At 72.8% G+C, this 22,357-nt stretch carries 15 protein-coding genes and 1 pseudogene; 8 read left to right on the top strand and 8 right to left on the bottom strand.

Annotated elements, in window-relative coordinates:
* Positions 1 to 15: 15 nt before the first annotated feature.
* The 5 genes from ACFVR6_RS15505 to ACFVR6_RS15485 are packed head-to-tail and all read left to right on the top strand — an operon-like array spanning position 16 to position 7,505.
* Positions 16 to 984, top strand: a complete 969-nt coding sequence (locus ACFVR6_RS15505; RefSeq protein ID WP_386964644.1) for an AAA family ATPase — start codon at positions 16 to 18, stop codon at positions 982 to 984.
* Positions 981 to 2,276 (top strand): DUF58 domain-containing protein, encoded by a 1,296-nt coding sequence (locus ACFVR6_RS15500; protein WP_386964642.1) that lies wholly within the window; start codon positions 981 to 983, stop codon positions 2,274 to 2,276. The genes ACFVR6_RS15505 and ACFVR6_RS15500 overlap by 4 nt, the downstream gene beginning before the upstream one ends.
* Entirely contained in the window at positions 2,273 to 4,600 is a 2,328-nt protein-coding gene (locus ACFVR6_RS15495) for a transglutaminase family protein (RefSeq protein ID WP_386964640.1), read from the top strand. The genes ACFVR6_RS15500 and ACFVR6_RS15495 overlap by 4 nt, the downstream gene beginning before the upstream one ends.
* Entirely contained in the window at positions 4,597 to 5,862 is a 1,266-nt protein-coding gene (locus tag ACFVR6_RS15490; protein WP_386964638.1) for an FHA domain-containing protein, read from the top strand. Before ACFVR6_RS15495 ends, ACFVR6_RS15490 begins: the two co-directional genes overlap by 4 nt.
* On the top strand, positions 5,862 to 7,505 hold the full coding sequence (locus ACFVR6_RS15485; RefSeq protein WP_386964637.1) for a serine/threonine-protein kinase: 1,644 nt from the start codon (positions 5,862 to 5,864) through the stop codon (positions 7,503 to 7,505). Before ACFVR6_RS15490 ends, ACFVR6_RS15485 begins: the two co-directional genes overlap by 1 nt.
* A gap of 2 nt (positions 7,506 to 7,507) precedes the next feature.
* Here ACFVR6_RS15485 and ACFVR6_RS15480 read toward each other — a convergent pair whose 3' ends face one another.
* Positions 7,508 to 7,978 (bottom strand): recombinase family protein, encoded by a 471-nt coding sequence (locus ACFVR6_RS15480; RefSeq protein ID WP_386964635.1) that lies wholly within the window; start codon positions 7,976 to 7,978, stop codon positions 7,508 to 7,510.
* A 50-nt stretch (positions 7,979 to 8,028) separates the two neighbouring features.
* A complete protein-coding gene (locus tag ACFVR6_RS15475; RefSeq protein ID WP_386964633.1) occupies positions 8,029 to 9,750 on the bottom strand; it encodes a cation:proton antiporter in 1,722 nt (573 codons plus the stop codon).
* Between the two features lie 104 nt (positions 9,751 to 9,854).
* Between ACFVR6_RS15475 and ACFVR6_RS15470 the strand changes: the two genes are divergently transcribed.
* Complete coding sequence (locus ACFVR6_RS15470; RefSeq protein WP_386964631.1) at positions 9,855 to 12,212, top strand: ATP-binding cassette domain-containing protein; 2,358 nt, start codon at positions 9,855 to 9,857, stop codon at positions 12,210 to 12,212.
* Between the two features lie 71 nt (positions 12,213 to 12,283).
* Here the strand turns inward: ACFVR6_RS15470 and ACFVR6_RS15465 are convergent, their stop codons facing one another.
* A complete protein-coding gene (locus ACFVR6_RS15465) occupies positions 12,284 to 13,294 on the bottom strand; it encodes a malate dehydrogenase (protein ID WP_386964629.1) in 1,011 nt (336 codons plus the stop codon).
* A gap of 317 nt (positions 13,295 to 13,611) precedes the next feature.
* Here ACFVR6_RS15465 and ACFVR6_RS15460 point away from each other — a divergent pair, with 317 nt between their 5' ends.
* Both ACFVR6_RS15460 and pip read left to right on the top strand, forming a co-directional pair.
* Positions 13,612 to 14,484, top strand: a complete 873-nt coding sequence (locus tag ACFVR6_RS15460) for a KPN_02809 family neutral zinc metallopeptidase (RefSeq protein ID WP_386964627.1) — start codon at positions 13,612 to 13,614, stop codon at positions 14,482 to 14,484.
* Positions 14,481 to 15,452: pseudogene (pip, locus tag ACFVR6_RS15455) on the top strand (prolyl aminopeptidase); the annotation flags it as partial. The gene ACFVR6_RS15460 and the pseudogene pip, both read left to right, overlap by 4 nt.
* A gap of 657 nt (positions 15,453 to 16,109) precedes the next feature.
* On the opposite strand, the gene ACFVR6_RS15450 reads toward pip, so the two are convergent.
* The 5 genes from ACFVR6_RS15450 to ACFVR6_RS15430 form a co-directional block, all read right to left on the bottom strand.
* The gene (locus tag ACFVR6_RS15450) at positions 16,110 to 17,078 is read right to left on the bottom strand and encodes a hypothetical protein (protein WP_386964625.1); all 969 of its coding nucleotides are present in this window, start codon (positions 17,076 to 17,078) and stop codon (positions 16,110 to 16,112) included.
* Positions 17,079 to 17,474: 396 nt separating this feature from the next.
* Positions 17,475 to 19,238, bottom strand: a complete 1,764-nt coding sequence (locus ACFVR6_RS15445; protein ID WP_386964623.1) for an aldehyde dehydrogenase family protein — start codon at positions 19,236 to 19,238, stop codon at positions 17,475 to 17,477.
* 66 nt (positions 19,239 to 19,304) lie between these two features.
* On the bottom strand, positions 19,305 to 20,786 hold the full coding sequence (locus ACFVR6_RS15440; protein ID WP_386964622.1) for an MFS transporter: 1,482 nt from the start codon (positions 20,784 to 20,786) through the stop codon (positions 19,305 to 19,307).
* A 16-nt stretch (positions 20,787 to 20,802) separates the two neighbouring features.
* Positions 20,803 to 21,063: a glutaredoxin family protein gene (locus ACFVR6_RS15435; RefSeq protein ID WP_386964620.1), complete on the bottom strand. Its 261-nt coding sequence runs from the start codon at positions 21,061 to 21,063 to the stop codon at positions 20,803 to 20,805.
* A 42-nt stretch (positions 21,064 to 21,105) separates the two neighbouring features.
* A complete protein-coding gene (locus tag ACFVR6_RS15430; RefSeq protein WP_386964618.1) occupies positions 21,106 to 22,233 on the bottom strand; it encodes a glycosyltransferase in 1,128 nt (375 codons plus the stop codon).
* Positions 22,234 to 22,357: the final 124 nt, after the last annotated feature.

The following is a 22,357-nucleotide window of genomic DNA, read 5'->3' as shown; positions in this document are numbered from 1 at the left end:
GAAGGAGATACGCAGATGACGATGACGGTGGAGCAGGCGACGTGGTTCCGGGACACCTTCACGCGCCTGGCCGACAACGTCGGGCAGGCAGTGCTCGGCAAGGACGAGGTCGTGCGCCTCGTGCTGACCGCCATGCTCGCCGAGGGGCACGTGCTGCTGGAGGACGCCCCCGGCACCGGCAAGACGAGCCTCGCCCGTGCGCTGGCGGCCACCGTGCAGGGCACCAGCAGCCGCATCCAGTTCACGCCCGACCTGCTGCCGTCCGACGTCACCGGCGTCACGATCTACGATCAGGCGACCCACACGTTCGAGTTCCACAAGGGGCCCGTCTTCGCGCAGGTGGTGCTGGCCGATGAGATCAACCGCGCCTCGCCCAAGACCCAGTCGGCGCTGTTGGAGGTCATGGAGGAGTCGCGGATCACCGTGGACGGCGTCGCCCACGAGGTGGGCCGGCCGTTCCTGGTGATCGCGACGCAGAACCCCATCGAGCAGGCGGGCACCTACAAGCTGCCCGAGGCGCAGCTGGACCGCTTCCTGCTGAAGACCTCCATCGGCTACCCCGATCTGGCCAGCGCCGAGCGCATCCTCGCCGGCTCCGGCGACCGCAACCCGGTGAGCCGGCTGCAGCCGATCGTGACCGCCCATGCGGTGGCCGAGATGGCCGACCTCGCAGCCTCCGCCCACGTCGACCCCGTGCTGCTGCGCTATGCGGCGCAGCTGGCCGAAGCGACCCGCGAGAGCCGTGAGACGACGCTGGGCGTCTCGGTGCGCGGCATGCTCGCGATCGTGCGCGCCGCGAAGGTGCGCGCCGCCTCGGAGGGCCGCCACTACGTGCTGCCCGACGACATCAAGGCGCTCGCGCTGCCGGTGTGGAGCCACCGGCTCGTGCTCGACCCCGAGGCGGAGTTCTCGGGTGTCACGGCGGAAGGCGTCGTGCGGCGGGTCCTCGAGGACACGCCGGCACCGCAGGCCCGCGCGGCATGACCGCGGCGGCCGAGCCCGCCACCCCGACGCTGGTGCGCCGGGGTGATCGGCGTGCACGCGCGGCATCCGGACCCACCCTGCGCGCCCGCTACGAGGCCTCGGTCGCCCCCGCGCTCGCGCCGGTGGCCCGCCCGATCGGCCGCGTGCTGCGGGTCGTCACCCCGCTCGGCTGGGGCGTGATCGCCGTCACCCTCGTCGCCGCCGTCGCCGGAGCGATCCTGGGGTGGTGGGAGCTGACGACCTTGGCCCTGTGCGGCACTGCGCTGCTGGCGGTGTGCGCGGTGTTCCTCGTCGGCCGCACCCAGTACGACGTCGCGCTGGACCTCACCCGGGAACGCGTCGTGGTGGGGGAACGTGCGGTCGGCAGCCTGACGCTCCGCAACCCCGGCACCCGCGCCATCCTCCCCGCGCGCGTCATCATGCCCGTCGGTCACGCCCGCCCCGTCTTCGAGGTGCCGCGCCTCGCGGTGGGCGCGACGCACGAAGACCTCTTCGCCATCCCGACCACCCGCCGCGCCGTGCTGAAGGTGGGTCCGGTCAGCGCGGTACGGGGTGATCCGCTCGGCGTCTTCGAGCGCACGCAGGCCTGGAGCGACCCGGTCGAGCTGTTCGTGCACCCCCACACCGTGGGCCTCGGCGGCATGTCCGCCGGGTTCCTCCGGGACCTCGAAGGCCTGCCCACCCGCGACCTGTCGCCCGACGACGTCTCGTTCCACGCCCTGCGTGAGTATGCGCCCGGCGATGACCGTCGGCACGTGCACTGGCGCTCCACGGCGCGCACCGGCACCCTCATGGTGCGTCAGTTCGAAGACACCCGCCGGTCCCACATCGTCGTCACCCTCTCGCGCAACGCCGCAGAGTACGCCGATCCGGAGGAGTTCGAGCTGGCCGTCTCGGCCGCCGGGTCCATCGCGATCCAGGCGATGCGCGACGACCGACAGGTGTCCGTCCTCAGCCAGGACCTCACCATCCCGACCGCCGCCGGTCGTCCTCTCCTGGACGCACTCTCGCGCATCGAGACCGCCCACGCCGTGCCCTCCACGACCGAGCTCGCCGCGCGCGTGAAGGTCGAGGCGCTGCAGGCGAGCATCGTCGTCATGCTCACCGGGTCGCGGGTGTCCGCGCCCACCCTGCGGGCCGCCGCGACGACGCTCCCCGGCGGCGCCCGTGTGCTCGGCGTCTCGTGCACTCTCGGCGCCCCCGCACAGCTGCGCCGGCTGGGGGATGCCACCGTGCTCACCCTCGGCACGCTCTCCGACCTGCCCGTCGGGCTGCGGCGGGTGCTGTCGTGACCGCGCCCGCCTCGCCGCGCCCGCGGTTCACCCGCCGCCACGCCATCGACTTGGGCGCGGTCGCCGTGCTCATCGCGGTTGCGATCATCGGGTTCGGCCCCGCGTTCGACAGCCCGTTCTTCCTCGTCACCGGCTTCGGCGCCCTCCTCCTCGGTCTCGCCGTGGCGGCCATCGGCGCGTGGCTGCGCTGGGGGCTGCTGACGGTCGCCGCGGCGACCGTCGGCGTCTACGCCGTCTTCGGCGCCCCGCTCGCCGTCCCCACCACGACGCTCGGCGGCATCGTCCCGACGCTGGAGAGCGTCATCGCGCTCGCCGGGGGTGCGGTGTTCGCGTGGAAGCAGTTCGTCACGGCGGTGGCGCCCTTCGCGGCATCCGACGCGTTCCTGGTCGTGCCCTTCCTGTCGGTGCTGCTCACCGCCGTGATCGCCGGATCGATCGCGCTGCGCGCGCGGCAGTGGGCGTGGGCGGTGCTCCCGACCGGCGTGCTGCTCGTGCTCGCGATCGCGTTCGGCACGACGCAGACCGCCGCCCCGATCGTGCAGGGTGCGGTCTTCGCGATCACGGCCGTCGCGTGGGCCGCGTACCGCCGCTCCGTCACGGCGCAGCAGTACGCGGCGCAGTCCGGCTCGATCTCCACACAGCGACGGGGCCGGCGGGTGCTCGCCGCCGCCGGGGTGATCGCCCTCGCCGTGGGCCTCGGAGCCGGCGCGAGCGCGGCGGCCGCGCCGTCCGGCCCCCGCTACGTCGTGCGCGACGCGATTCTGCCGCCCATCGACATGCGCGACTACGTCAGTCCGCTGCAGTCGTTCCGCGCCTACGTGCGCGACAAGGCCGACGAGACCCTGTTCACCGTGTCGGGGCTGCCCGAAGGCGGCCGCGTGCGGCTGGCGACCCTCGACGCCTATGACGGCGTGGTCTACAACGTCGCCAGCGAGGGTGCCGGCGCCTCGGCGAGCTTCCAGCGCCTGGGCGACCGCATCCCCGCCGCGGTCGAGGGCGAGCAGGCGAAGGTGGACGTGGAGATCGGCGCGCTCCGCGGCGTGTGGCTGCCCGACGTCGGCTACCTCACCGGCATCCGCTACGACGGCGACCGGGCCGACGACCTCAAGCGCTCCACGTTCTACAACCGCGCCACCGGGGTCGGGGTGGTCACCGCGGGGCTGCGCGAAGGCGACGCCTACTCCCTCGATGTCGTCGTCCCCCGCACCCCCACCCGGGCGGAGCTGGAGGAGGCCGCGGTCGCCCCGCTGGCCCTCCCGCCGCAGCAGAACGTGCCCGAGGGCTCGGCGTCACTGGCCTCGACGATCGTCGGCGGCGCCGACACCCCGTTCGAGCAGGCCGACGCCCTGGCGACCACCCTGTCGACGCAGGGGTTCTTCAGCCACGGGCTGGAGGGGGAGGCGATCTCCCGCGCCGGGCACGGATCGGAGCGCATCCAGTCGCTGCTGGCGACACCCGAGCGCATGGTCGGCGACGACGAGCAGTACGCGGTCACCATGGCGCTGCTGGCCGGCCAGCTCGGCCTGCCGGCGCGCGTCGTCATGGGCTTCTACCCCGACGAGGATGCCGCCGGCTCCACGTTCGCCGCGACCGGCGAGCACCTCCACGCGTGGGTGGAGATCGCGTTCGACGAGTACGGCTGGGTCGTGTTCGATCCGACGCCGCCGGAAGACCAGGTCCCCACCGACCAGCAGACGGTGCCGCAGACCGAGCTGCAGCCGCAGACGCTGCAGCCGCCGCCGCCCGCGCAGGACCCCGTCAACCTGCCGCCGGACGTCCCCGAGGACGAGGGCAACGACGACGATGACGACAACGACGCCTTCGCGTGGCTCGCGATCGTCGCGTACGTCGCGGCCGGCCTCGGCGTGCTCATCGTGCTGGCGGCGCCGTTCGCCGCCGTGCTGCTGCTGAAGCTGCTGCGCCGCCGTCGCCGCCGCGAAGAGGGTGCGCCCTCGCAGCGCGCGAGCGGCGCGTGGGCCGAGGTCATCGACACCGCGCGCGACCTCGGGGCGAAGCCGCCGGCCGGGGGTACCCGCCGCGACGACGCGCGGCTGGTGGCCGACGCCCTCGCCGCCCCGGCGGTCGTCGCCGTGGCCGAGCGCGCCGATGCCGGCGTCTTCGGGCCGGGCGAACCCGCCGACGCCGACGTGGAGGCGCTGTGGCGCGAGGTCGATGAGGTCGTCGGCGGCATGCGCGGCTCGGTGGGCTTCTGGCGTCGGCTACGCTCTCGGCTGAGCCTGCGGTCGCTGCTCTCGCCTGCGGACAAGGGCACGCGCCCCCCGAAGGATGCCGCGGCGCCCGCCGCGACGAAGGACCGGACATGACCTCACCCCGCCCCGAGCCCGCCCGCTACACCGCCGGCGACGCCTACGCGATCGCGACGCCGCACGGCGTGGCGCTCGTGGCATCCGGCGTGGACGGCGCGGTGGTCGAGGGGGTGTGGCGCGCCCTCGCGGCGGGCGATGGCCTTGCCGCCGTGCTCGATGCCGCCACCGGCGGCCCCGGCCGCTTCGCCGATGTACCGCCGTTCGGGCTGGTGATGCGGGGCGAACCCGCCCGCGTGCTGGTGCGCGGTGAGGTGGAGGCGCACGTGACGGATGCCGCCGGGCGCGCCTGCGTGCTCAGCGGCGCCGGAGTCGCGACGTGGTCCGAGCATGTCGTCGCCGACGCGCGCGCCGTCTCGCTGCGGCTCGGTACGGCACCCGCCGGCGCCGACCTGCCCGTCGTCGACGGCATCGTGCGGGCGGCCGCGGTGACGGTGACGCTCGTGGCGGATGCGGCGTCGACGCCGATCGCCGCGCCGGCCACCGCCGCGCACGACCTCGCGCCGGAGGCGGTTGCCGCCGAGCCCTCGTCGGCCGCCGCGGCGCCGCCGTCCGCCGAGGTTGCGCAGCCCGCCGCCGTCGCTCCGACGCCGGACGGTCCGCTCGTGGCATCCGTCCCCGCCTGGGTCAGCGGCGACGTCCCGGCGGCGGACCCCGACCCGCTCGACACCGTGCAGTCCGACCGCCGCGGACGGTTCGCCCACCTCTGGGGCGAGACGGTCATGGCCTCGGTCGCCGCGGCCGCCGTCGCCGCCGACGCCGAGCCCGCAGTCGACGCGGTCGCTGTGGCGCCGGCGCCCGAGCCGCTCGTGCGTGCGGGCGACCACGACGGCGCCACGGTGTCGCTCGCGGCGGCCCGTGCCCTGCGCGCGGCGGGCCGCACCGACCTGCCGCCGGTCCCGGCCCCACCGGAGCCGGAACCGGCGACCCTCGGGCGCCTCGAGCTGTCGACCGGCCGCACCGTGCTGCTCGATCGCGACGTCGTCATCGGTCGCCGCCCCCGCGCGACGCGCGTGGGCGAGGACGTGCCCCAGCTGGTGACCGTGGACAGCCCGAACCAGGACATCTCCCGCAGCCACATCGAGGTACGCCGCGAGGGCGAATCGGCGGTCGTGGTCGACCTCGACACCACCAACGGCACGGTGCTGCACCGCGAGGGCTCCAGCCCCATGCGGCTGCACCCGGGCGAGGCGACGATGCTGCTCGACGGCGATGCGCTGGATCTCGGCGACGAAGTGACCGTCACCTACCGGGAGGGCTGATGAACGCGTCGCGTCCTCCCGCCGCGCCCCCGGTCCTCCCCGGCTTCACCTACCGCGAACTGCTCGGTTCGGGCGGCTTCGCCGACGTGTTCCTCTACGACCAGGCGCTGCCGCAGCGTCGCGTGGCGGTGAAGGTGCTGCTGGCGGACCGGCTCAGCCAGACCTCCGTCGCCGACTTCGCCGCCGAGGCCAACATCATGGCCCAGCTGTCGACGCACCCCGCGATCGTGACGATCTACCAGGCCGGCGTCTCCGACGACGGTCGGCCCTACCTCGTCATGGAGTACTGCTCCCGCCCGAACCTGCAGGCCCGCTATCGCCGGGAGCCGTTCTCGGTGGCCGAGGCGCTGCGGGTCGGAGTGCAGGTCGCCGCCGCCGTCGAGACCGCGCATCGCGCCGGCATCCTGCACCGCGACATCAAGCCGGCGAACATCCTCGTGACGGAATACAACCGTCCCGCGCTCACGGACTTCGGCATCGCCACCGCCGGCGACAACGAGCAGGAACTGGCCGGCATGTCGATCCCGTGGTCGCCGCCGGAGGCTTTCGCCGAAGCAGGTTCCCCCGGCCGCGCCGGTGACGTCTATGCGCTGGGCGCCACGATCTACACGCTGCTGGCGGGGCGCTCGCCGTTCGAGATCCCCGGTCAGCGCAACGGCAGCGCCGACCTCATCCAGCGCGCGCTCACCCAGCCGGTGCCCCCGCTCGGCCGGGCCGATGCGCCGCCGTCGCTGCAGCGCGTCTTCGAGCGGGCGATGGCCACGGCCCCCGGCGACCGCTACGCCAGCGCGCTGGACTTCGCCCGGGCGCTGCAGCGCGTGCAGCTCGAGCTGAACATGGCGGCCACCCCCATCGACGTCATCGACGAGAGCGTCGACGACGCCCCCGCCGAGGTGGAGGACGGCGGACTCACCCGCATCCGGGGGATCGTCAGCATCGACCCCTCGCTGCCGCCGCCCATCGTGCGTGCACCCGGCTCCACCAGCCCGCTCGCCGGCACCACCTCGCCCCCGGCCGCGACGACCGTCGGCGCCACGATGCTGCGCCCCGGCGCGGTGCAGCCGCCGGTGTGGGACAGCGCGCCCCCGGATGCCACGGTGCGGCGCTCCGCTCCGCTCGCCTCCCCGGCGCCCGCCGCGCCCGCACCCGGATTCGCGCCCCCGGCCGACGTTCGCCCCGACACCGACGAGTCCGCTCGCGTTGAGCCGCCGGAGCGGACTCGCCCCCGCACGGGTGCGCTCGTGGGCGCCATCGTGGCCGCCGTCGTCGTGCTCGCCGGCGGCGGCATCGCGGTCGCCGCAGCCACCGGCATCCTCACCCCCTCGCCGCAACCCTCCGCGGCTCCGGAAGACGATGAGGGACCCATCGACATCCTCCCCGCCGGCGGCGTGCCGGCCGTGGCCGATCTCACGGGCACGGTGGAGGGCGACACGGTCACCTTCACGTGGCGCAATGCCGAGCCCGAAGACGGCGACACCTACCTGTGGGCGGTGCAGCGCCTGGGCGAAGACCCCCGCATGGAGTCGACCGACCAGACCACCGTCACCGTGCCGGTCGAGCCGGGCGGGCGCACCTGCGTGGAGGTCACCCTCGTGCGCGCCGACCGGCAGAGCTCACCGCTGGCCGAGACCTGCGCGCCCTGATCTCAGAGCGTGGGCACGGGGCCGGTCTCACCGGTGTGGGACAGCACCTTCACGATGATGCCGCGGCGACGCAGCTCCGTGATCGTGCGGGATTCCTCGTCGACGTCGCGACCGAGGGCGCGCGCCGTGGCGACCACGACGACATCGCCGCGCGAGAGCCGACCGAACAGGCGGGTGAGGCGCTCCTGCCAGGTCTCCATCGTCTCCGGCGCGGGGTGACGGAAGCCTTCGATCGGCACCCCGAAGCGCGACAGCTCGTCGCGCTGGCGCACGATCGAGGGCATGTCGTCGCGGGCGACGACGAGCCCCACCAGGCGGGCGCCGGCGGGGCGGGCCAGCCACCAGTCGCGCGACTGCTCCAGATCGCGGAACGCCGCCGGCAGCGCGCCCGGGTCGACCGGCAGCGCGATCGATTCGGCGTAGTCGGCGGGCGCGCGGTGCAGGGCGGCATCCTGCGGTGTGACATCGGTCATCGTGGGCTCCTCGGTCATATCCATTCTCCCGCACCGCGGCCCCCGGCCGCTTACTGTTCGCCGTCCAGGCGCAGGCGCAGGCTCAGCTCGTCGGCGTCGAGCTCGGCCAGGGCGTGACGCAGCGCCGATGACCCGATGCCGCTGCGGCCGAGCGACACGAGTCGCACCCGCATCGCCTGGATGAGGGCAAGACGCAGCTCCAGCCCGTCGCGGTGCGCCAGCGACTCGTCGTCGTCGGGCGGCTCGGTCAACCGCGAGCCCACGCGCTGGATCAGCTCGGCCGGGAACGGGGTGCCGTCGCGGCGGTGCAGATCTGGCCGGCGCAGCGCATCGGTCGCCGCCGCCCGCAGTTCGTCGTCGATGCGGTCCTGCTCCTCGCGGGTGAGGTCGTCGCTCTCCGGGGGCAGCTGCAGCAGCCGCGCGAAGGCGGGCAGCGTGAAGCCCTGCACGAGCAGGCTGATCACGGCGACGAGGAACGCCGTCAGGATGAGCAGCTCCCGCGACGGGGTTTCACGGGGCAGGGTCTGGGCGGCGGCGAGCGTCACCACGCCGCGCATGCCCGCCCACACGATGATGCCGCCGTGCTTCCACCCCAGCGGCGACGCCTGGTAGTAGTCGAGATCGGCGAGCGACCGGGTCAGGCGCTCCCGCAGGGAGGCGATGCGGCGCTCTCGGTGCGGACCCCGCCGGTGGGCGGGGAGTGGATCGTCCTGCTGCTCGAACGCGTCGAGCCGGGCACCGAACTGGTCGAGCCGCTCGCGCTGCTTGCCGCGCGCCCGGCGCCCCTGCAGCAGCACGAGGAGGGCGACGTAGCCGGTGCGCACCACGAGCACGATCGCGAGCGCCGCCAGTGCGAGCCACACCGCGCGCAGCGGTCCGTCGTGCTCTGCGACGTTCTCGTTCCAGATGTCCTTGAGCTCCAGGCCCATGATGAGGAACACCGCTCCCTCGAGCACGAGTTCCACCGTGCGCCAGTTGAGGGTGTCGGACATGCGCTGGTCGGCGGTCAGCCACCGCGCCGAGCCCTGGCCGGTGACGATCCCCGCCACGACGGCGGCGACGAGCCCCGACCCGCCCAGGTGCTCGGTGGGCAGGTACGCCACGAACGGCACCGCGAAGCCCACCGCGGTGTTGGCCGCGGAGTGCGCCACCCACGCGCGGAACCGCAGGGTCGCCCATCCCACCAGAGCGCCGACGACGAGGGCCACCACGACGCCCCAGGCGAACGCCCCGACGAACTCGCCGACGGCCACCGCACCGCCGGCGGCGACGGCGGCGATCGCGGTGCGCAGCAGCACGAGCGAGGTCGCATCGTTGAGCAGACTCTCGCCCTCGAGCATCGTCACGACGCGCGGCGACAGGCCCAGCCGCTTCACGATCGACGTCGCGACGGCATCCGTCGGGCTGAGGATCGCCCCCAGCGCGATGGCCGACAGCAGCCCGAGACCGGGGATCACCCACGTGAAGAACAGGCCCAGCACGAGCGCACTGATGACCACCAGCACCACCGAGAGCCCCGCGATCGGCCCGAAGTCGCGGCGGAACTCGATCGCCGGCAGCGACACCGCCGCCGAGTACAGCAAGGGCGGCAGGATGCCGACGAGGATGATCTCCGGGTCGATCTCCACCGCAGGCACGAACGGCAGCAGGCTCACGCCGAGCCCGACGATCACCAGCAGCAGGGGCCCCGCGATGTTCACCCGCGGGGCGAGCGCCGTGGCCGTGGCGATGACGATCACCCCGAGTATCGCCAGCACGATGGCGGCATCCATTCCGCACCTCCCGTCGGGACGATTCTGGTGCCTCGGGACCGATTGCGGACTGCGCATGTCCGCAGAAGGGGGCATGCTGGGGTGCGCGCAACGGAAGGACCGCCATGACCGACGCCGTCGACACTCCCGCCGCCCCCGACACCCACGACGTGATCCGCGTCGTCGGTGCGCGCGAGAACAATCTGCAGGGCGTCAGCATCGACCTGCCCAAGCGCCGGCTGACCGTCTTCACCGGAGTGAGCGGGTCGGGAAAGTCCTCGCTCGTGTTCGGCACGATCGCCGCCGAGTCGCAGCGGCTCATCAACGAGACCTACAGCACCTTCGTGCAGGGGTTCATGCCCACCCTGCCGCGCCCCGATGTCGACCTGCTCGAGGGGCTGACCACCGCGATCCTCGTCGACCAGGAGCGGATGGGCGGCAACTCCCGCTCCACCGTCGGCACCGCCACCGACGCGCACGCGATGCTCCGCATCCTCTTCAGCCGGCTGGGGCAGCCGCACATCGGCTCACCGCAGGCCTTCTCGTTCAACGTGCCCTCCGCCAGCGGCTCCGGAGCCCTGAAAGTGGGCGACAAGAAGGCCGTCTCCCGCGACTTCACCGTGACCGGCGGCATGTGCCCCCGCTGCGAGGGCACCGGGGAGATCAGCGACATCGACCTGGACGAACTGTTCGACCGCAACAAATCGCTCGCCGAGGGGGCGATGACCGTCCCCGGCTACAGCGTCGACGGGTGGATGGTGCGCGGGTTCACCGAGTCGGGGTTCGTGGATGCCGACAAGAAGATCGCCGACTACAGCGAGCAGGAGTGGCAGGACTTCCTCTACAAGGAGCCCACGAAGGTCAAGATCCAGGGGATCAACATGACCTACGAAGGGCTCATCCCCAAGATCACCAAGAGCTTCATGCAGAAGGACCGCGACACCCTGCAGCCGCACGTGCGCGCGTTCATCGACCGGGCGGTGAAGTTCACGCCGTGCCCCGAATGCGGCGGCACACGGCTGAACGAGGCGGCACGCTCGTCGACCATCGGCGGGGTGAGCATCGCGGATGCCGCGGCGATGCAGATCACCGACCTCGCCGCCTGGCTGCGCACGATCGACGACCCCGAGGTCGCCCCGCTCGTGGCGGGACTGCGCGACACGATCGATTCATTCGTGGAGATCGGGCTCGGCTATCTCTCCCTCGATCGCGCATCGGGAACGCTCTCGGGCGGTGAAGCGCAGCGCACCCGCATGATCCGCCACCTCGGCTCGGCGCTCACCGACATCACCTATGTGTTCGACGAGCCCACGGCGGGGCTGCACCCCCACGACATCCAGCGCATGAACGCGCTGCTGCGGCGGCTGCGCGACAAGGGCAACACGGTGCTCGTCGTCGAGCACAAGCCCGAGGTCATCGACATCGCCGACCACGTGGTCGACCTCGGGCCCGGTGCCGGCCGCGACGGCGGCCACATCATGTACCGCGGCGACGTGGCAGGGCTCCGCGCCTCGGACACCGTCACCGGGCGCCACCTCGACCATCGCGCGCGGCTCAAGGACGCCGTGCGACCCCACCGCGGCGCCCTGTCGATCCGCGGCGCCACCCAGCACAACCTCCGCGACGTCGACGTCGACATCCCCCGCGGCGTGCTCACCGTCGTCACGGGCGTCGCCGGCTCCGGCAAGTCCTCGCTCATCCACGGCAACCTCACCGCGTTCGAGGACGTCGTGATGGTCGACCAATCCGCCATCCGCGGTTCGCGTCGCAGCAACCCGGCGACCTACACCGGCGTGCTCGATGTCATCCGCGCCGCCTTCGCAAAGGCCAACGGCGTGAAGCCGGCGCTGTTCAGCGCCAACTCCGCCGGCGCCTGCCCCGCGTGCAAGGGGCTCGGCGTCATCATCACCGAGCTCGGCTTCATGTCGACCGTCGAGACGGTGTGCGAGGTCTGCGAAGGCCGGCGGTTCACCGACGAGGTGCTGGAGTACCGCCTCGACGGCAAGAACATCGACGAGGTGCTCTCGATGCCGGTGGGGGAGGCGGCGGCGTTCTTCGGCAGCGGCCCGGCGCACACGACCCTTGCCCGCATGGTCGACGTCGGGCTGTCCTACCTCACGCTCGGGCAGCGACTCAACACGCTCTCCGGCGGCGAGCGGCAGCGGCTGAAGCTGGCCATCAGCATGGCCAAGAAGGGCGCGGTCTACGTGCTGGACGAGCCGACCACGGGCCTGCACCTCGCCGACGTCGACAACCTGCTCGGCATGCTCGACCGGCTCGTGGATGCCGGCAACACCGTCGTCGTCATCGAGCACCACCAGGCGGTCATGGCGCACGCCGACTGGATCGTGGATCTCGGCCCGGGCGCGGGCCGCGACGGCGGCACGATCGTGTTCGAGGGCGCCCCCAGCGAACTCGTCGCCGCGGGTGACACGCTCACCGCGCAGCACCTGCGCGCGTACGTCGCCGCCCCCGGTCGTTGAGCGAGCGGAGCGAGACGCGGTGCCCTTCCGGTCGTTGAGCGAGCGGAGCGAGACGAAACGCGCGCCGCCGGTCAGATCGCGCCGAGCTCCCGCACCGCGTCGCGCTCGGCGGCGAGCTCGGCGACCGAGGCCGCGAGCCCGGCCCGCACGCGCCCGTCGAGCTCCAGACCCTCGACGACACGGTAGCCCGACCCGTCGCTGGTCACCGGGAACGAGCACACCAGACCCTCGGGCACCCCGTATTCGCCGCGCGAGACCAGCGCGGCCGACGTCCAGCCGGCGTGGGTGCCTCGTGCCTCGTCCCGCACGTGCGCGATGACGGCGTTGGCCGCCGACGCGACCGACGACGAGCCTCGCACCCCGATGATCTCGGCGCCGCGACCGGCGACCCGCGGGATGAACACGTCGTCGAGCCACGTGGTCGCGGCATCCGCCCCGCCCAGTCGCTCCGCGAGCGCGTCGGTGACGGGGATCCCGTCGACCGTCGCGTGCGAGACGTCAGGGAACTGCGTGTTCGAGTGGTTGCCCCACACCGTGACATCGCGCAGCTGCGACGGCGACACCTCGAGGGCGGATGCCAGCTGTCCCAGCGCACGGTCGTGGTCGAGCCGGGTGAGCGCGCTGAAGCGGTCGGCGGGAATGCCCTCGGCGGCGCTCGCCGCGATGAGCGCATTGGTGTTCGCCGGGTTGCCCACCGCCAGCACGCGCACGTCCGCCGCGGCGTTCGCAGCGATCGCCGCGCCCTGCGGCCCGAAGACGCCGGCGTTGGCGGCCAGCAGATCGGCGCGATCCTGGCCCGCCGCCCGCGGGCGGGAACCCACCAGCAGGGCACGGTTCGCCCCGGCGAACGCAACCGCCGGGTCGTCGGTCACCTCGACGTCGCGCAGCAGCCCGAAGGCGCAGTCCTGCAGTTCCAGCGCCGCGCCCTCCGCCGCGCGCAGCCCCTGCGGGATCTCCAGCAGCCGCAGTCGCACCGGCTGATCGGGCCCCAGCATGTCGCCGGCTGCGATGCGGAACAGCAGCGCGTAGCCGATCTGGCCTCCGGCGCCGGTAATGGTCACGGTGACGGGAGCGGCATCCATCCGACGAGCATATCCACGCCGCGCCGCGGGGCAGCTCGAGTGTCACTTCCGCACAGTCGGAGGCCGCCGCACCCGCCATTGGTGACACTCGAAGAGCGCGCGCGCCCGCGGCGGACGCCCGCGGCGGACGCCCGAGGGGCGGCCCGAGGGGGCGGCTCGAGTGTCACTTCCGCACAGTAGGCGGCGCCCGCACCCGCCATTGGTGACACTCGAGCAGCGCGGATGCCGCGACGGACGTGTGGCGCAGGGGCGCCGGAGCGCGGCTTCATCGGTCCGGCGCCCCGGAATTCCGGGGCGGAACGGATACCGTGGGACCCGTGACGTTCAACGACAACGCCCGCGTGGGCGGCAACACGGCCAAGCGCCGTGGCCGCGGCGCCGCAGTCGTGGGTGGCGGGATCGCGGGCATCGGCGGCATCGCGGTGCTGCTTCTGACCCTGTTCACCGGTCAGGACTTCAGCGGACTGCTCGGCGGCCTCGGCGGCGGCGGTGCCGCGACCGAGGAATCGGCCATCGCCAACTGCGACACCGGGGCCGACGCGAACGCGAACGACGACTGCCGTCTCGCGGCCGCATCGCTGAACCTCGACCAGTTCTGGGCGCGCGAGCTCGACGGGTACCGTCAGCCGCAGCTGATCATCGTGGACGGCTCCACCCCGACCGCGTGCGGCACGGCATCCAACGCCACCGGCCCCTTCTACTGCCCCCCGGAAGAGACGGTCTACGTCGATCCGACGTTCTTCGCCATTCTGCGCGACCAGTTCGGCGCGACGGCAGGTCCCCTCGCCCAGCTGTACGTGCTGGCCCACGAGTACGGGCACCACGTGCAGCAGATCACCGGGATCTTCGACCGCTACCCGAACAACGGCAGCGGGCCCGACAGCAACGGCGTGCGCACCGAGCTGCAGGCCGACTGCTTCGCCGGCGCGTGGGTCGCCGATCTGTCGCAGCAGGTCGACGAGAACGGTGTGCCGTTCATGCAGGCGCCCACCGAGACCGAGATCCGCGACGCCCTCGATGCTGCGGCCGCCGTCGGCGACGACAACATCCAGCGGCAGTCCGGCGGTGCGGTCAACCCGGAGAGCTGGACGCACGGGTCCAGCGAGCAACGACAACGCTGGTTCGACACCGGCTACCAGCACGGCGCCCGATCGTGCGACACCTTCTCAACGTCAGGAGCGGACCTGTGAGCGACCTCGCGCACCTCGACGGCATCCTCTACCCGCCCATCGAACCCTACGAGACCGGCGAACTGCTGGTGGGTGAGGGCAACCGGGTCTACTGGGAGCAGTCGGGCAACCCCGACGGCAAGCCGGTCGTGTTCCTGCACGGCGGCCCCGGGGGCGGCACCTCGCCCTGGCAGCGGCGGTTCTTCGACCCCGAGGCGTACCGCATCATCCTGTTCGACCAGCGCGGGTGCGGGCGCAGCACACCGCACGCGAGCAGCCCCGAGTCCGACCTGCGCCACAACACCACGTGGCACCTCGTCGCCGACATCGACCTGCTGCGGCGGAGCCTCGGCATCGACCGGTGGATGGTGTTCGGCGGCTCGTGGGGCAGCACGCTCGCGCTGGCGTATGCCGAGGCGTACCCGGCGACGGTGAGCGAACTGGTGCTGCGCGGCATCTTCACCCTGCGCACGCACGAGCTGGAGTGGTTCTACGAGGGCGGGGCGGCGTCGCTGTTCCCCGACCTGTGGGAGGAGTTCATCGCTCCCATCCCCGTGCTCGAGCGCGCCCAGCTGATCGAGGCGTACCACCGGCGGCTCACCGACCCCGACCCTGCCGTGCACGTGCCGGCGGCGGTCGCGTGGGCGAAGTGGGAGGCGTCGACGGTCACCTTGCTGCCCGATCCCGAGCTCGTGGCATCCATGACGGGGCCTGCCGACGCGACGGCGTTCGCGCGCATCGAGAACCACTACTTCCTCAACCGCGGCTGGTTGCGCGAGGGGCAGCTCATCGCCGATGCCGGCGCGATCCGGCACATCCCCGGCGTCATCGTGCAGGGGCGGTATGACGCGTGCACGCCGATCATGACCGCATGGGATCTGCACCGGGCGTGGCCCGAGGCGGAGCTCGTGGTCGTGCCGGATGCCGGCCACTCGGCATCCGAGCCCGGGATCGCCGCCGCGCTCCGCGCCGCCACCGACCGCTTCGCCCGCAATGGCGGAGGTGCCGGTGCGGGTGTGGATGTCGGCGAGGGTGTTGGTGCGTCCCGGGAGTTCGCCGCGGGGAGCGCGTCGGGCGCGTCGTCGGATGTCGCGTCGGATGTCGCGTCGGGTGTCGCGTCGGGTGTCGGGTCGGGTGCCGGTTCGGAGGCCGGGTCGGGGTTCGCCTCGTATGCGGAGGCATCGCAGGCTTGAGCGTGCCGCGCCGCCGCTGATCGCCGCCCACGACGCGGTGGTGCCCTCCCCGTGTTCGGTCGTCGCATTCGTCCCTGCGGACGCGGGTGGAGGGTCGTTTGTGACGACCGAAGCCGCGGCGCCCAGCGCGCCAGGAGTTGCGTCGCCGCATCCGGCCTCGGCCTTCGGCTTGCGGGCGTTCGCGACGACCGAACCGGCGCGCCAGGGTTGGGACGGCGTTGGGTCGTCGCATCCGTCCTCCCGCCCCCCACCACGCGGCGCATTCGCGACGACCGAACTGGGGCGCCCTGCGGCGGGGATGCCTTCGGTCGTCGCATCCGTCCGTGCGGGGTCGCTTGGAGGGGCGTTCGCGACGACCGAACCGGCGCGCACAGGGTGGCGACGGGGCTGCGTCGTCGCATCCGTCCCTATGGCGCCCCAAACGAAAGGTCTCGCGACGACGGGATGCCGTGGTCAGCCGGACCAGCCGGCGGCCACCAGCGCGGCGCCCACTTGTCGCACGAGCTCGCGCGGATGCCGGCTGACGAGGTCGTGTGTGGCCCGCACGACCCGCCATCCTGCCTCGGCGTAGGCCTGGTACTTCTCGATGTCCCGATTCCACTGCTCACGCGACGTGCGGTGGTGGTCGCCCTCGTATTCGACGGCGACGCGGTAGACGGGGTAGGCGATCTCGCTGCATCCGAGCCACCGCCCGTGTGCGTCGTGCACATCGAAATCGAGGTGCGGCTCGGGGAGCCCGCCATCGAACAGGACGAGGCGGGTTCTCGTCTCGCCGGGCGAGGAACTTCCGGTGCGCAACAGCGGCAGCGCGTCGCGAAGCCGTTGCGCACCGACCCGGCGTCCTGCGGCAGCGGCGGCGGCGAGGTGCTCGATGGTCGCCAGTGGTGGCCCGCTGGGCGGGCGGAAGCCGCCGGGGTGCCGCGGCACGCGAACCATCGCATCGCCGAGTGCCACGAGTTCCGTGAGGTCGAGGTGAGCGCCGAACATCGCCCACGTCGTCGCCGGCGAGGTGGTGCGGATGCCGTCGACCACGGTGACGCGCGCGAGCGACGCACGCACGGAGTGGCCCTCGACGTTGCGACCTCGAGGCGCCCGGGCGGGGTGGTGCACGGCGACCTCGACGGGAGTGTTCGCCGACAGCCGGACGGGGTACCCATGCAGCACGGCCGCCGAGCGGAGACAGAGGAATGCCGGCTCGGGCATCACCAATGCGTATGCCTCGATGCGGGCGCGCAGCTCGCTGCGCCGGGCGGCGAACAGGTCGGCGTCGGGCTCGCCCGGCCTCGGCCGCATGCGCACGCCATGGAACGGGCGCGCGAGCTCGGGTCGATTCAGTCGCCTCCGGCTGACGCCGAGGGCGGATGCCTGGGCGACCGTGAACGCGACGGCGAGTTGAGGAGGGAGTGGCGCGCGTCGTGGCATCCGTCCACGGTGCCCTGTTCCAGTGCGGCTCCGCGGGTGGAAGTGCCGAAATGGGGACGGATTCCGCCCATTGCTTCCTGGGGAGGACGCGCCGCCACGCTCGAAGCGGCATCCCCTCGCTGCTCGTGCTGATCCCCGGCGCGCGCGCGGGGTTCGGTGGGCGCATTCGTCCCGCGGATGCCGCGGGGAGCGGCCGAACGTGACGACTGAGCGGGGGGTGGGGGTGGGGTGCTGGGGTGGGTCGTCGCAAATGGGCGCGTGGTGGCGCGTGGTGGGGCCGCATGCGACGACCGAACCCCAGCGCGGGCGTATGCGACGACCGAAGGCTGGGTGCGGATGCGGGTGTGCCGTCCGCCCACCGCCGCGGGCTCCGCGCCGCGGGCTCACCGCCGCGGGCTACGCGCCGAAGGCCTGCAGCAGCGTCGCCGACAGGCGCGCCGGGTTGCCGTCGATGCGGAAGCGGGTGAGCCCTTCGCTCACGGCCGAGCCGGTGCGCGAGGTCACGAACCACGGCGGCTTCGGCAGCACCGACGGGCGCCCGGAATCGAGCAGGCTGCCCACCGACAGCGACGACGGGAACGGGCGGAATGGCCCGCGCACGACACTGCGCTCCACCCGGTCCAGCAGCAGCGCGTTGTGCACGACGCCGATGCCGCTCGGCGCGTCGGCGAGGGTGCCGCCCGGGAACGCGCCCCACGTGCAGGTCGGCGTCATGAAGCCCATCGCCGTCCACGCGTTGATCGCGACGGTGCCGTAGCGGAGGTCGGCCATCGCCCGCTCGAACCCGTCGCCGAGGGCGGACTGCACCACCGGGTCGACGATCACGTTCGCTCCGAGGGTGCCGATGAGCCGGTCGTTGGCGTGGGCGACGGCCGCGTCGAGGAACTCCTGCCCGGTGCCGGGCAGGTCGACGACGCCGAGCACCGGCGCGAAGTACTCGGTGGTCTCGAGATGCGTGGCATCCGCGCCCTGCGTGTCGAAGAGCAGGCGGGTGCCGTCGCCGCTGCGCACCGCGCCGGGGTGTTCGGATGCCGCGGCCTCGACGCGCCGCTGTGCACCCGGGTACCAGACGGTGCGCCGGGGAGCGGCGGCGTAGGCGGCCTGCAGTGCGGCGACGAACGCGTCGCGCTGCGGCCAGTCGCGGCTGACCAGCACCACCTGCCCGGCGATGCAGTTGTGGCCGCTGTTGTACAGCCGCATCGTCACGATGTGCTCGGCGTGGTAGCGCAGGTCGGCGTCGGTCCACTCGCCGGGCACCACGATGATGGGCGACACCCCGCCCAGTTCCGCCGTGATCGGCACCCCCAGGCGCGGTTCGTCGGCGTCGCGGCGCGCGGCGGCATCCGCATCGCGGCCCCACACGATGGCCTCGAACGTCGAGACCGATCCGGTGATGTGCACGTGATCGATGCCGGGGTGCGTGGTGAGGTAGCCGCCCACCTCGCCACCGCCGGTGACGATGCGCACGAGCCCCGGTCCGATCAGCGGCGCCAGCGCGCGCTCGAAGACGGGCACCAGTGCGTCCTGCGTGGGGTTGACCTTGAGCAGCGCGACGCGGTTGAACGCGAGCAGCTCGTACAGCACGTCGAGGAACGGGATGGAGCTGACGTTGCCCGCGCCGAGCACCAGGCCCACACCCGCCGAGCGCGGTCCGGACAGCTGCCCGAGGCCCGCCGTGCGCACGGCTTCGGCCGCCGTGACGCCCGGCTCCAGCCACACCTCACCGGTGTATCCCGACAGCAGCAGCCGGTCGATGGGCGCGATGGGCAGCACGTGCACGCGGGTGCGCCCGCCCGGGGCCTCGTCGACGCGCAGGCCGTCCAGTGGACTCGCCCCGCGCTCCAGCGCGGCGAGCGTGTCGTCGTAGGCGTCGAGGGCGACGATGGCGCCGTACGGTCCCGACAGCCACTCCTCGCCCCGCAGCGGATGCCCGGGCTCGAGACCCTTCGAGGTGGATGCCACGTCGGCCCATTCCTCGGCCACGGCCGCCACGGCGGCGCGCACGCGGCCGAGCAGCCGGCGGCGCTGGCCGAGGGTCAGCCGCGCCCAGACCTGGGTGCCGGTGCGGAGCTCGTCGATCGCCGCATCCAGCCGCTCGCGCTCGTCGTCGGCCGGGCCGGTGCCGGCGGGGGCGGGGGAGGGGGACGGGGTGGATGCCACGGAGCGCTCTCCTCGGGTCGGGGTGTCCAGCTTAGGCCGGGACCCGGTGTCGCGGCCTGGCTGCGGTCACCCCGACGAGGCCGCGCCGCGCGGCGCCCCGAGCGTGTCGTCGATATCGGCGCGGCGCAGCGTGTACTTGGTGAACACCAGCACGCTCAGCACCACGAGCACCGCCGGGATGACGCTGAAACTCACCACGATGCCGTCGATCGCGGCATCCGGCTGGGTCACCGTCTGCCCCGCGGTGCGCTCGACGTAGCCGGTCACGGCGAGCACGATCGTGAGCACCGTGGCGCCGAGGGCGAATCCGGCGGTCTCACCCGCGGTCCAGACGCCGCCGAACGCCCCGGCCCGCCCGGGACCGTGCCGGGCCGCGTCGTGCGCGATGACGTCGGGGAGCATCGCCATCGGCAGCGACTGCATGCCGGCGTACGCGATGCCGGCGACGCCGACGGGAGCGTAGATCCAGGCGCCGGGAGTCCACAGCGCGCCGATCGTGGCGAGGGCCGCGACGGCGAACAGCAGGCTCGCCATCGCGAAGGTGCGCTCCTTGCCGATGCCCCGCGCGAGGCGTCCCCACGCGGGAGCGGCGAGCAGCGCAGGGGCGATCAGCGCGACGAACAGCAGCGTCACGGCATCCTCGGAGCGCAGCACCCAGGTGGCGAGGTACTGCGCGCCGGCGAGCATGAGTCCGGTGGCGAGGGCCTGCAGGCAGAAGGTGGCCAGCAGTGCGCGGAAGGGCGCGCTGCGGCGGAGCGCCTCGTAGGCCGAGCGGAAGTTGTCGCGGATGCCGCCGGCGGGCGTCGACGCATCCTTGCCGATGGCAGGCTCCGGGTGGCCGCTCACGCTCGGCGAGACCAGTGCCGCCTGCTCCGCGGCGGACGTGCCTGCAGCAGCCATCGCCGAGCGTCGGGTGCGCGTGCGCCCGGCGACCCCGGTGGCGATGAGCATGCCCAGGCCGATCACCACGCCGGCGACGATGCCCATCACGAGGTACCCGGTCGTCGGGTCGCCGGTCACCTTGCGCAGCTGCGGTCCGCCGGCGCCGAAGAGCAGGATCGCGAACGTCAGCACCACCACGCGCCAGGTCAGCAGCGTCGTGCGGGCGTCGTAGCGGTCGGTGAGCTCGGCGGGGAGCGCGATGTAGGGCACCTGGAACAGGCTGAACGCGGTGGCCGTCAGGACGAACGCGACCAGCACCCACAGCGCTCCGAGCACCGGTCCGAGCTGTGGCGGCGCGGCGAAGGTCAGCGCGAACAGCACCGGCAGCGCCAGTGCGCCCAGCGCCATCAGCCGGCGCCGGGACCCGTGGCGGGCGAGGTCGCGGTCGCTCAGCGCGCCGATGACGGGGTCGATCACGACGTCCCACACCTTGGCGGCGGCGACGATGACGCCCGCCAGCAGCGCGGTGACGCCGAGGCTGTCGGTGAGGTAGTACGTCAGCACGAGCCCCGGCAGCGTGGCGAACCCGCCGGTGCCGATCGATCCCACCGCGTAGCGGGCGACCGTGCCCCGGGTCAGGTCGGCAGATGCCGCGACAGTGCCCATGGGGGCAGTGTAGGGGTCAGATCAGCGAGAGCTCGCGCAGCTTCGACTCGACATCGGCGTTGCTCGGCTCGACGTGGTGGGTGGCGTCGGGGTAGACGACCACGGGGATGTTGGTGCGGCCGGAGATCTCGCGGGCGACCTCGGCGGCACCAGGGTCGGTCTCGAGATCGATGTACTCGTACCCGACGCCGAGCGCATCGAGCTGCGACTTGGTGCGGCGGCAGTCGCGGCACCAGTCGGCGCCGAACATCGTGATCGTGGGGGACTGGTCTGTCATCGCTCCAGCCTAGGTCTGCCCGGCTGAGCGGGTGCCGACCGCCTAGGGGTCCACCCGCACCCGCACCGCGGGCGGGTCGGATACCGCCACAGGGGCGCCGGTATGGCGCGGCGCGTAGACGACGAGTGCGTGGAAGACGAAGCGCACGATGAACGCCGCGACGAGGGTCAGGGCCGCGGCGAAGACGGCGGACAGGTGCGTGCCTTCCACGAGCACCCACATCACCGGGATGCGCACGGCGGCCTCGACGTTGTTGAAGACGAACGACTTCACGAACCGATGCCGCATGCGCCCCGACTCGGAGCGCATGTCGGCGAAGACGAGGTACTCCAGCAGCAGGAAGTTGCCGATGATCGTCAGCTCGCTGGCGATGACGGCGGCCACGACGTACTCCACGCCCAGGCGGATGAGCCCCCACATGATGAGCAGGTTGACGATGGCGCCGAACCCGCCCACCAGTGCGAACGCCGACATGCGGCCGAAGCGCAGCATCGCCAGCTGCGACAGGAACCGCACACCCTGGGTGAACGACGCCTTCGACGCGCCGGCGTGTCGCTCGTCGAAGTTGAACGGCACCTCCGCGATGCGCAGCTGCCGGCGGGCGAGCACCTCGAGCAGGATCTTGAAGCCGCGGGGCCGCAGCGCCTCGACGTCGAACGCCTCGCGGTCCACGAGGAAGAACCCCGTCATCGGGTCGGAGCAGCCGTGGAGCTTGCGCGGGAACATGGACTTGGTCAGCAGGTTCGACACGCGCGACACCGTCGTGCGCGTGGCATCCGCCAGCCCTTTCGAGGTGCCTCCGGCGGCGTAGCGCGACGCCACGACCACGTCGACGTCTCCCGCCTCGGCGCGGGCGAGCAGGGAGGGGATCGTCTCGGGCGGATGCTGCAGGTCGCCGTCCATCACGAGGCACCAGCGCGACTGCGCCATGCGGAACCCCTCGACCACGGCGCCGCCGAGCCCGGCGGTGGGCTCTTCCCGGTGCAGCATGCGCACCGGGAAGGGGGATGCCGCGGCGGCGGCGCGCACCACGGCAGGGGTGTCGTCGGTGGAGTCGTCGACGAACAGCACCTCGAACTCACGATCGGTCATCGCCGCGCCGATGCGGGTGAGCAGTTCGACGACGTTCGGACCTTCGTTGTAGGTCGGGACGATGATCGTCAGATCCATCGGTCGTCCTGTCGTCGGGCGGGCGGGCGGGTCGATCAAGGGTAGCCCGTCAGGTGATCCGGTGGCTGAGATCATCCACCGCGCATCCGCGCGGGAATCACGATTGATATATTGTATAGATCGC

Origin of the sequence: Microbacterium sp. NPDC058021, assembly GCF_042885955.1 — a bacterium.
Taxonomy (GTDB): domain Bacteria; phylum Actinomycetota; class Actinomycetes; order Actinomycetales; family Microbacteriaceae; genus Microbacterium.
Note: the sequence above shows the minus strand (reverse complement) of the source record. Positions and strands in the feature narration are given on the sequence as shown.

What these genes read in the sequence shown, in the direction of transcription:
- ACFVR6_RS15505 (WP_386964644.1), top strand. Translation starts at nt 16, where the DNA reads ATGACGATGACGGTGGAGCAGGCGACGTGGTTCCGGGACACCTTCACG.
- ACFVR6_RS15500 (WP_386964642.1), top strand. Translation starts at nt 981, where the DNA reads ATGACCGCGGCGGCCGAGCCCGCCACCCCGACGCTGGTGCGCCGGGGT.
- ACFVR6_RS15490 (WP_386964638.1), top strand. Translation starts at nt 4,597, where the DNA reads ATGACCTCACCCCGCCCCGAGCCCGCCCGCTACACCGCCGGCGACGCC.
- ACFVR6_RS15485 (WP_386964637.1), top strand. Translation starts at nt 5,862, where the DNA reads ATGAACGCGTCGCGTCCTCCCGCCGCGCCCCCGGTCCTCCCCGGCTTC.
- ACFVR6_RS15480 (WP_386964635.1), bottom strand. Translation starts at nt 7,978, where the DNA reads ATGACCGATGTCACACCGCAGGATGCCGCCCTGCACCGCGCGCCCGCC.
- ACFVR6_RS15475 (WP_386964633.1), bottom strand. Translation starts at nt 9,750, where the DNA reads ATGGATGCCGCCATCGTGCTGGCGATACTCGGGGTGATCGTCATCGCC.
- ACFVR6_RS15470 (WP_386964631.1), top strand. Translation starts at nt 9,855, where the DNA reads ATGACCGACGCCGTCGACACTCCCGCCGCCCCCGACACCCACGACGTG.
- ACFVR6_RS15465 (WP_386964629.1), bottom strand. Translation starts at nt 13,294, where the DNA reads ATGGATGCCGCTCCCGTCACCGTGACCATTACCGGCGCCGGAGGCCAG.
- ACFVR6_RS15450 (WP_386964625.1), bottom strand. Translation starts at nt 17,078, where the DNA reads ATGCCACGACGCGCGCCACTCCCTCCTCAACTCGCCGTCGCGTTCACG.
- ACFVR6_RS15440 (WP_386964622.1), bottom strand. Translation starts at nt 20,786, where the DNA reads ATGGGCACTGTCGCGGCATCTGCCGACCTGACCCGGGGCACGGTCGCC.
- ACFVR6_RS15435 (WP_386964620.1), bottom strand. Translation starts at nt 21,063, where the DNA reads ATGACAGACCAGTCCCCCACGATCACGATGTTCGGCGCCGACTGGTGC.
- ACFVR6_RS15430 (WP_386964618.1), bottom strand. Translation starts at nt 22,233, where the DNA reads ATGGATCTGACGATCATCGTCCCGACCTACAACGAAGGTCCGAACGTC.